Raw genomic sequence first — 9,086 nt, 5'->3', positions numbered from 1 at the left:
AGTCTGAGCTCGTGCGACTAGCATGGCTAAATCGAACTCCGATAGCAATGGCCTCCGGCAGGATCAACCGGAATGGTCCTGAGCGTCATACTCAGTGGGTCTGGCGGAGACGTCGCATGATAGCGACAATGTCGTGTTGAGGTGTCGACAGACTATCGGCTGTCAGGGCTCACGTCAGACCCCATCGTGTACGGCGGACCGCAGGGGTGGAGTCCTCATACTGGAAACGACGCCGTCATCGGCGAGCAGAACGTGGCTCGGGGGCCGAGCACAGCTCACCTTGGCGTCTGCATAGCGAACCCGGATGAACCGGGTTCGCCCTTCGCGTTCCAAGCGAAGCACCGTTCACGTATAAGGCCTTCGAACCAGGTCCGTCGGACCTGGTGAAGACCGCGTGACGGCGTCGCCTTCGCATTCACAGCGAAGGACCGTCTACATATAAGGCCTTCGAACCAGGCCCGTCAGGCCCGGGTCGAAGTCCGCGACGGCGTTCACATTACTTCGAAAACCCCGGATACGTTTAAGCACATCGAAATCGAATCGCCGGACGAGTTCGTGAACCAAAGATAATCCACGATGAGTGGTAGTATCTCGCAATGGAGCGTTTCGGGGAATCGGTGAACGAGCGCCGAGGGGAACTGCGCCGTTGAAACCGGGAAACGAACAGTTGCGACCGGGACATCCGGTGGTCGAAAACGAGTCCAGCCACGCACGCGCGCGTAAGAAAAAGATGGACCGCCCGTTCGGACGGAATGCTCTTTTCGTCACGGGCCGATACGCCGGGCGTGGGAACGATACTCGGAATCGAGACGACCGCTGGGGTCGTCCTCGCCGGCGACCGCCGATACACCCACGACGGGACGACGGCGAGCGACGGCGTCCAGCGCGTCCACGACTTCGACCGGGCAGGAGTGGCCGCCGTCGGCGACCCCGGCTCGATACGGAAGTTCGCGAGTCGCGTGGAGTCGGAGCTCCGGTCCTACGAGACGGAGCGCGACGAGTCGATGGCGCTCGACCGGCTCGCCCACACGACCGCCGACGTCGCCGCCGACGAGGGCGTCGACGCCATCGTCGCGGGTCGCACCGCCGACGGGAACGCCGAACTCCGCGAGGTCGGCAACGACGGGGGCGTCCTCGCGACCGAGGCCACGGCGCGGGGCAGCGGAGCAGCGGTCGCCGTCGGCCTCCTCGAAAGCGGTCCGGACGCCGAGGAACTCGACGACGTCGAGGCGTTCGCCCGCGAGACGATGGCGACCGTCGCGAACCGCGACGCGAGGACGGGGTCCGATGTGGACGTCTACCGACTCCCGTCGGTCGACCGGGACGACGCGACGGGAGCCGACGGCCGGGGCGACCGTGACCGGTCGTAACGGCGGTGCGTGGGATGCAATAACTCCCGGCGGAGCTGTCCCATCGGCCGGTGCTCGTCGCGCGACCCTCGGAGAATCAATGACGTGCGCACGGCGGTGACCTTCGCCCCACGACCCGGAGAACCGCTTCCGGCACGACGCGAACGTCAGGCCGAGCGAGACGGCGTAGGTCGGGACCGCTCGGCGTCGGACGAGCGCTGCGGCGGGAGCGACGCGCCGGACCCGGCCTCCGAACGACCGCCGAGCGCGGCCAGAACGTCCCGAAGGTCGGCGTCGCCGCCGTTCTGCTGGAGCAACTCCACGGCGCGCTGGACGCCCGCGACGCGACGACGGAGGCGGTCGCGGCGTTCGAGCGCCGCCTGCTTGCCCTCCGCGAGGGCGACGCGACCCTCGCTGACGGCCTCTCGCGACTCTTCGAGCACCGCCACGACCTCGCGCTTTCGCTCCATGCCGACCCGAACGTCGGCCAGTGCGCCGCGAACGTCGGTGGTTCGGTCCATGACCGCACCGACGACCTGCTCGCGGTTAGTCCTGCTGGCGACCGCCACCCCGGCCGTCAGAGCGGCTGCCAGGTCCGCGGGGAGTCGTTCAGGCGCTCGCAGCCGTCCTCTGTGACGACGACGAGGTCCTCGATGCGGACGCCGAACTCGCCGGGCAGGTAGACGCCGGGTTCGACGCTGAACACCATGCCGGGTTCGAATTCCGTCTCGTTGCCTTCGACGACGTACGGCTCCTCGTGGACGTCGAGGCCGACGCCGTGGCCCGTCCGGTGGACGAACCGGTCACCGTACCCGTAGGACTCGACGACCTCGCGGGCGGCGCGGTCGACGGCCTCGGCCGGGACGCCCGGTTCGGCCGCCTCCACGCCGGCCCGCTGGGCTTCGAGCACCGCGCGGTGGACGCGGTCGAACTCCTCGGGCGGCGACCCGGCGAAGACGACTGTCCGCGTCTGGTCGCCGGGGTAGCCGTCGACGAACGCGCCGAAGTCGAGCACGACGGGGTCGCCGTACCCTATCTCGCGGTCGCCGTGGCCGTGGTGCGGTTTCGCGCCGTTCGGGCCGGAGCCGACGATGGTCTCGAAGGCGGGTTCCTCGCCGCCCGCGTCCGCGAGACGCGACTCGATCTCCCGCGCGAGTTCGGCCTCCGTCGTTCCGACGGCCTCCTCACCCAGTTCGCGGACCGCGACACAGACCTCGTCGGCGACCCGACCGGCCTCCCGGAGAGCGTCGATTTCGGCGTCGTCCTTCCGGGCGCGCAGCGGGGCCAACACCTCGCTGGCGAGGCCGAAGTCCGCGTCGGGCAGCGCGGCGCGGAGGTCCTGGGTGAACAGCGCCCACATGCGGTCGTCGAGCAGCAGGCGGCCGTCGGCGACGGCGAGGTCCGTCGCGGCCTCGCGGACGAGTTCGCGCGGGTCGTCGCCGTCGCTCCAGGTCCGCACGTCGTCGACCCACGACGCCTCGGCGACCTGTTCGTCGTACATCTCCGGAACGACGAACGCGGGGTCGCCCGTCGCGGGCACGAACAGGAGGAGGTGGCGCTCGCCGGGGTCCTCGCGGAAGCCCGAGAGGTAGAAGAGGTTCGTGCTCGGGAACAGGACGACTGCATCGGCCTCGACGGCCCGGAGTCGCTGCTGGCAGCGCCGCGTTCGCTCCTCGAACGCCTGGGTCATGGGCGGAGCCACGCGCCCCGGGAGGTAAAAGCTCCCGTCGCGGGCGGAAGGCGGGTCAGTCGCGCCGTCGGATGCGAGCGACGCTGGTATCCCCGGAGGAGGGGTCGACGTGGACGTTGAACGCGTCGCCGTCGCCCTCGGCGCGGACGATCCAGGTATTGGCGGCGCGATACGGCTCCTCGGTGACGGACACGTCGTCGTGGCCCTCCACTTCGAGCGCGTCCCGGGCGACGGCGACGGCCTCCTCCGCGGTCTCGACGGCGCGCTCGCCGGAGGCCCGGACGGTCATCACCGGCACGTCGGCCCGGCGGACGACGCGCTCGGCGACGCTGCCGAGCAGGACGCGGCCGACGCCGGTCCGGCCGCGAGTACCCATGACGACGAGGTCGACGTCCTCGTCGTCGACGTATTCGAGGATGCGGTCGGAGGGGCGGCCGTCCTCAACCGCGGTGACGACGTCGACGCCCGCGTCGTCGGCCCGGTCGACCAAGGCCTCGGTCGCCTCCCGGCCTTCGGCTTCGAGTTCCTCGCGGGTGGCGTCCGAACGCTCCAGTCGCTCCGTGCCGACGACGTACAGCGCGTGGACGGTCGCGCCGTACTTGCCGGCGACGTCGATGGCGTGCTTCGCCGCTTCCTGCGTCGCGGTGCTACCGTCGGTCGGGACGAGAATCCGGTCATACATCGGGGGAGACTACTCCCGCCGGAGTGAAAACTGGTGTGGACGGGGACCGCGCTCGGGAGCGGTGCCCGCGGCAAGGTGACATAAGTGAGGGGCCGTCGTAGCTCGGTCGCCATGCCGCGCCAACGAATCGCGGAGTTCGGGGTGGACTCCGTGCAAGTGCTCGCCGAAGACGGCACCGTCGACCGGGAACTCGCGCCGGACCTCTCGGACGAACGGCTACGCGAGGCGTACCGGCAGATGAAACGCTCGCGGCGACTGGACGAGCGCGCCATCGCGCTCCAGCGTCGCGGAGAGCTAGGGACGTACGCCCCCGCAATCGGTCAGGAGGCGGCGCAGGTCGGGAGCGCGCTCGCACTCGCCGACGAGGACTGGATGGTTCCCTCGTTCCGCGAGAGTGCCGCCTTCCTCACGCGAGGCGCGTCGCCGCACGCGCTGCTGTGGTACGCGATGGGGATGGAGGAGGGGGCCGAGATTCCGGACGAGAACCGCGACATGCCGCCGGCCGTCCCGGTCGGAACGCAACCGCTCCACGCCGCCGGAATCGGATGGGGACAGGAACTCGAAGGCGAGGACGCCGCCACCCTCACCTACTTCGGCGACGGCGCGACCAGCGAAGGCGACGTGTACGAGGCGATGAACGTCGCCGGCGTGTTCGACGCCCACGTCGTCTTCCTCTGTCAGAACAACCGGTACGCCATCTCGACGCCCCGGGCGCAGCAGACGCGCACCGAGACGCTGGCGCAGAAGGCGGTCGCCGCCGGCATCGAGGGCGTGCAGGTGGACGGCAACGACCTGCTCGGCGTCTACGGCGTCGTCAGCGACGCGCTCGAACGGGCGAGGGCCGGCGACCCGGTGTTCGTGGAGGCGCTCACCTACCGGCTGTCGATGCACACCACCTCGGACAACCCCGCCGTCTACCGCACGGAGGAGGAGGAAGCGGAGTGGGGGCGTCGCGGTCCGGTCGAGCGGTTCGAGGCGTACCTCCGGGAGGAGGGCGTGCTCGACGACGAGACGGTGGCGCGGATAGACGAGGAGATAGAGGCGGAGCTCGCCGACGCCATCGAGCGCGCGAAGGCGGGCGAGGCGGACGTCGACCCGGCCGACATGTTCGAGTTCGCCTACGCCGACCCGCCGCGGTCGGTCGAGCGCCAACGGGAGGCGTTCGAGCGTGGCGAGTGAACTCCGCATCGTGGAGGCCGTCCGCGAGGCGCTCCGCGAGGAACTCGCGCGCGACGAGTCGGTGGTCGTCTACGGCGAGGACGTCGGCGTCAACGGCGGGGTATTCCGGGCGACGGAGGGCCTCATCGACGACTTCCCCGACCGCGTCGTCGACACGCCGCTGGCGGAGTCCGCCATCATCGGTCTCGGCGTCGGACTGGGCGCGTCCGGCTTCACGCCCGTCCCGGAGATACAGTTCCAGGGATTCCTCTACCAGGGATTCCACCAGCTCCAGCAGCACGTCGCACGCATCCGGAGTCGGACCCGCGGCCGGTACGGCTGTCCGATGACCGTTCGGACGCCGTACGGCGGTGGCATCCGGGCGCTGGAACACCACTCGGAGAGCTTCGAGGCCGGGTTCGCCAACGTCCCCGGCCTGAAGGTGGTCGTCCCCGCGACCCCGTCTGACGCGAAGGGGCTACTGACCGCCTCGATACGGGACCCCGACCCCGTGGTGTTCATGGAGCCGACGCGGCTCTACCGGGCGATCCGCGAGGACGTGCCCGACGGCGACCACGTCGTACCGCTCGGCGAGGCCCGGACGGTGCGCGAGGGCGACGACGTCACCGTCGTCGCGTGGGGCGCGATGGTCCGCGAGGCGACGGCGGCCGCCGAGGACGCGGACGCGAGCGTCGAGGTGCTCGACCTCCGCAGCATCGTCCCGCTGGACGACGACGCCCTCGTCGAATCGGTGCGGAAGACCGGCCGGTGCGTGGTCGTCCACGAAGCGCCGCGCACCGCGGGGATGGCGGCCGAGATAATCGCCCGTATCAACGACGAGGCGTTCTACCACCTCGAGACGGCGGTAGAGCGCGTCACCGGCTACGACGTTCCGTACCCCCTGTTCGCCCGCGAGGACGACTACCGTCCGGACGCCGACCGCGTCCTGGCCGCCGTCGAGCGCACGCTGGACGGGTAGGGAGTCGACGGCGACTTCGAGGCGTCACCAGTCGAGGCGGCCGACCTCAGTAGTTCTCGCGCTCGATGGCGTCGAGGTGTTCCTGGAGGCGGTCGAACTTCGACGGGTCGACGAAGGCGTACTCAGCGCCGCCGAAGAACGAGTCGGGGACCTCCGCGCCGGTCAGCAGGAGGTCCGGGTCGGCGTCGATATGGTTCACCTTGTCCATCGGGATGACCCGGGCGCGCTCCCCGGCGTCGAGACAGACGACGGCGTCGTCCTGTATCAGGACGCCGTCGAACTGCTGGGCCTCGTACTCGTCCACCGCGAACACGGTCGGTCGTTCGGTAGTCACAGGAGTTACCACGCACGGCGACCCAATAAAGGGCGATGGACACGACCGAACTCGACCGCCGACTCGAGGAGGCGTTCGACGCGCCGCCGGGCGCTCGCCGCGTGGTCGTCCGGCAGGCCGGCGACCTCGCCGATTCGGGCACGTACCGGAGCGACGCGGGCGCGGAACTCACGCCAGCAGCGGTGGTCGAGCACCTTCGGGACGCCCCGGACGACCGCTCGCTGCCGGAGCGCTGGAACTGGTGGATGGGGTCGCTCGAAATCGCCTACGGCGGGTACGCCGAGTTCGAGATTCGCCGCTGGTACGAGGAGTGACACTACGTCCCGGGCATCTGGCCGGTCATCGTCAGGTAGGCGAGGGCGAACTGGACGGCGTTGAACAGCCCGTGGATGACCGCCGGGACGACGAGGTTCCGGGTGTACTCGTACGCCGCGCCGAGGATGGGCGACAGGACGAACAGGATGGCGAGGTACGCGAGCTTTCCGCCCGCACCGCCCTGCAGCGAGAAGACGTGGACGAGCGCGAAGATGAGGCTGGCGACCGCGATGGCGACCCAGCGACCGTACGCCTCGCGGAGTCGCTCCTGGACGACGGCCCGGTAGAGGAGCTCCTCGCCGGGACCGATGAGCAGCAGCGAGAGCGGAATCAGGATCAGGAACACCGTCGGGTCCTGCTCGCCAATCTGGGTTATCTCGTTCTGGGCCGACTGGATGCCGAGCGACGACAACAGCACCGAGACGGCGACGAGGCCGCTATAGAAGACGACGAAGCCGCCGACGGTCCAGCCGAGGTCGCGGAGCGTCGGAACGCGGGCCTTCACGTACGAGAGGCCGCGCTCCGTGCGCCGGAGATACAGCAGCGCGAACAGACCGAAGCCGACGCCCTGCCCCATGACGACCGAGAGACCGATGAGAAGCGACGGGCTGTCGAGCACGGGAACTCCCGCGGCCGCGAGGACGAGGCCGGCTACGAGGACGACGGCGACGGCGAACGCGTACCCGCCGACGCCCAGGCCGACCGCGGCCAGGAGCGCACGCGAGCGTCGGTTCGAGAGAGCTGTCATCGTGTGAGGTTTCGGAGCCACGACTGTTAAACCCCCTCGGAGTCGTACCACGCGACGGTTCGCCGGACGCCCTCGCGGGACCCCACTCGCGGTTCGAACCCCACGTCCTCCCGAATCGCCGCGCCGCTCATCGTCACGTCCGTCGCGAAGACGTGGAGGATGTCGGCGACGGAGCGGACCCTGTCGCTGAACAGCGCCGCGACGCGGACGACCCACGGCGGCAAGCCCCAGACGCGGCCGTCCGTGCCCGCGGCGTCGTACGCCCGCCGGACGAACTTCCGGACCGTCGTCGGCTCCGTCCCGACGGTGTACCGGCGGTTCTCGGCCGTCTCCTCGCCCGCGACGGCGAGCAGCGCGCGCGCCGCGTCGGCCACGTAGACGAACTCGTGCGACACGTCGACCGGCGCGGGGAAGACGACGCTGTGACCCGCGACGGGGCGGGCGAACAGGGGCCGGACGAGGTCGTTGGTCACGTGCGGGCCGTAGAAGTCCGGCAGGTGGACGACGGTCGTCGGGAAGGGCGCGTTCGTCAGCACCGCGTCCGTCTCGGCTTTCAACCTGGCGAGTCGCGACGGCGGGTCGAACGGCGTCGTCGGCGTTATCGGCGGGTCCGGCGAGCCGAACACCCAGGTGTTCCCGGGGAAGACGAGATGCGGGCGGTCCTCGCCGATGGCGGTCACGAGCAGCCTCGCCGCCTCGACGTTCTGGTGGTAGCGAGCGAGGGGGAAGTTGACGCAGTGGACGACGACGTCGACGTCGGCCACCGCGCTCCGCACGTCGATGGGCGTCAGCGCGTTCCCCTCCGCGACCTCGACCGGCGCGTCCGGGAACCGGTCGCGGAAGCGGTCGGCGTTCCGCACGAAGACGCGCAGGACGTCGTCCGCCCCGAGTCGCAGGTCCGCCTCGGGCACGTCGTCCGGTTCCGACGCCCGACTTCCGAGAAGCTGTTCGACGACTGCACTGCCGATAGCGCCCGTCGCACCCGTGACGAGATATCTCAACCCTTCCACCCTCCGAGCGTGGGTTCGGCGGCGTCCGTGGTGTGCTTTGCCCTCGTGTGGCCGAGCCTACCGCGGTAGTCGCTCCTTTCCACGGCCTGGAGCCGGGGCGGCCCCGGCAGGTGCGCCGGCGGTCGTCAGAGTCGTCGGGCCAGGTCGGTCAGCCGCGCCGACCCGCCGCCGACGACGGGGTCGCCGTGACCGGGACAGACCACCGCGAGCGAGGGTTCGCGACCGGCGAACCGCCGGATGCTCCGGTGCAGTCGAGCCACGTCGTAGGAGTCCCACCACCTCGGCGGCGTCAGGTCGCCGTCGCGCTCCCAGACGAGGTCCCCGAGCAGGCCCACGCCGAGCGCCTCGTGGACGTAGACCGTGTGTCCGGGGTTGTGCCCCGGCGTGTGGTGGGCCGTGAACCCACCGACGCGCTCGCCGTCGGCGACCGGGCGGACGTCGAGCGTCGCCGGGAGCGAGACGAGTCGACGCGCGACGCGGTGGAACGCCCCCTTGTGGTGGAGCCACGGCGGGTCGTACGCGCCCGCGACGAGCGCGGCGTCGCGCTCCCCGACGTGGACCGGCACGTCGAGGGTGAGGTCCCGGAGACCGCCGACGTGGTCCACGTCGTAGTGGGTGACGAGCACGCGGTCCACGTCGGCCGAATCGTAACCCGCGTCCGCGAGTTCGCCGGGCAGGCCCGCTCGCGGCAGGCCCGCGTCGACCAGCGTCACCTCGCCGTCGTCGACGACGAACGCGTTCGCGCCGAACACCGGAACGTCGGCGAGTTCCAGCAGCCACACCCCGTCCGCGAGTCGCCTGGCCATACCCCCGATACGGCG

11 protein-coding genes and 1 rRNA gene are annotated in these 9,086 nt (G+C 70.4%); 4 read left to right on the top strand and 8 right to left on the bottom strand.

All coding sequences use genetic code 11. From position 1 onward, the window contains the following. Positions 1–74, bottom strand: a 16S ribosomal RNA gene (locus ACRYA2_RS25865); the annotation flags it as partial. A gap of 711 nt (positions 75–785) precedes the next feature. Between ACRYA2_RS25865 and ACRYA2_RS25860 the strand changes: the two genes are divergently transcribed. Continuing rightward, positions 786–1,370 carry an Ntn hydrolase family protein gene (locus ACRYA2_RS25860; RefSeq protein ID WP_433634556.1) on the top strand — a complete coding sequence of 195 codons (585 nt, stop codon included), beginning with the start codon at positions 786–788 and terminating at the stop codon, positions 1,368–1,370. 146 nt (positions 1,371–1,516) lie between these two features. Here the strand turns inward: ACRYA2_RS25860 and ACRYA2_RS25855 are convergent, their stop codons facing one another. The 3 genes from ACRYA2_RS25855 to ACRYA2_RS25845 are packed head-to-tail and all read right to left on the bottom strand — an operon-like array spanning position 1,517 to position 3,721. Further along, entirely contained in the window at positions 1,517–1,870 is a 354-nt protein-coding gene (locus tag ACRYA2_RS25855; RefSeq protein ID WP_433634554.1) for a hypothetical protein, read from the bottom strand. Between the two features lie 56 nt (positions 1,871–1,926). After that, positions 1,927–3,039, bottom strand: a complete 1,113-nt coding sequence (locus tag ACRYA2_RS25850) for a M24 family metallopeptidase (protein WP_433634552.1) — start codon at positions 3,037–3,039, stop codon at positions 1,927–1,929. 55 nt (positions 3,040–3,094) lie between these two features. Then, positions 3,095–3,721, bottom strand: coding sequence for a universal stress protein (locus ACRYA2_RS25845; RefSeq protein WP_433634550.1), 627 nt, complete (start codon positions 3,719–3,721; stop codon positions 3,095–3,097). A 111-nt stretch (positions 3,722–3,832) separates the two neighbouring features. On the opposite strand from ACRYA2_RS25845, the gene pdhA reads away from it, so the two are divergent. Both pdhA and ACRYA2_RS25835 read left to right on the top strand, forming a co-directional pair. Further along, positions 3,833–4,900 carry a pyruvate dehydrogenase (acetyl-transferring) E1 component subunit alpha gene (gene pdhA, locus ACRYA2_RS25840; protein ID WP_433634548.1) on the top strand — a complete coding sequence of 356 codons (1,068 nt, stop codon included), beginning with the start codon at positions 3,833–3,835 and terminating at the stop codon, positions 4,898–4,900. Beyond that, a complete protein-coding gene (locus ACRYA2_RS25835; protein WP_433634546.1) occupies positions 4,890–5,858 on the top strand; it encodes an alpha-ketoacid dehydrogenase subunit beta in 969 nt (322 codons plus the stop codon). Before pdhA ends, ACRYA2_RS25835 begins: the two co-directional genes overlap by 11 nt. A gap of 46 nt (positions 5,859–5,904) precedes the next feature. On the opposite strand, the gene ACRYA2_RS25830 is transcribed toward ACRYA2_RS25835, so the two are convergent. Beyond that, a complete protein-coding gene (locus tag ACRYA2_RS25830) occupies positions 5,905–6,192 on the bottom strand; it encodes a hypothetical protein (RefSeq protein WP_433634544.1) in 288 nt (95 codons plus the stop codon). A gap of 35 nt (positions 6,193–6,227) precedes the next feature. Here ACRYA2_RS25830 and ACRYA2_RS25825 point away from each other — a divergent pair, with 35 nt between their 5' ends. Next, positions 6,228–6,506: a WNWW family protein gene (locus ACRYA2_RS25825; protein WP_433634542.1), complete on the top strand. Its 279-nt coding sequence runs from the start codon at positions 6,228–6,230 to the stop codon at positions 6,504–6,506. 2 nt (positions 6,507–6,508) lie between these two features. Here ACRYA2_RS25825 and ACRYA2_RS25820 read toward each other — a convergent pair whose 3' ends face one another. The 3 genes from ACRYA2_RS25820 to ACRYA2_RS25810 all read right to left on the bottom strand — a co-directional run bounded on the left by ACRYA2_RS25820 (position 6,509) and on the right by ACRYA2_RS25810 (position 9,071). Further along, a complete protein-coding gene (locus ACRYA2_RS25820) occupies positions 6,509–7,255 on the bottom strand; it encodes a CPBP family intramembrane glutamic endopeptidase (protein WP_433634540.1) in 747 nt (248 codons plus the stop codon). Between the two features lie 26 nt (positions 7,256–7,281). Further along, a complete protein-coding gene (locus ACRYA2_RS25815) occupies positions 7,282–8,256 on the bottom strand; it encodes an NAD-dependent epimerase/dehydratase family protein (RefSeq protein ID WP_433634538.1) in 975 nt (324 codons plus the stop codon). A 134-nt stretch (positions 8,257–8,390) separates the two neighbouring features. Then, the gene (locus tag ACRYA2_RS25810; RefSeq protein WP_433634536.1) at positions 8,391–9,071 is read right to left on the bottom strand and encodes an MBL fold metallo-hydrolase; all 681 of its coding nucleotides are present in this window, start codon (positions 9,069–9,071) and stop codon (positions 8,391–8,393) included. Between the last annotated feature and the right edge of the window lie 15 nt (positions 9,072–9,086).

This window comes from Halomicrococcus pelagicus, from assembly GCF_050954125.1.
This window is presented reverse-complemented; position numbering and strand designations above follow the sequence as displayed.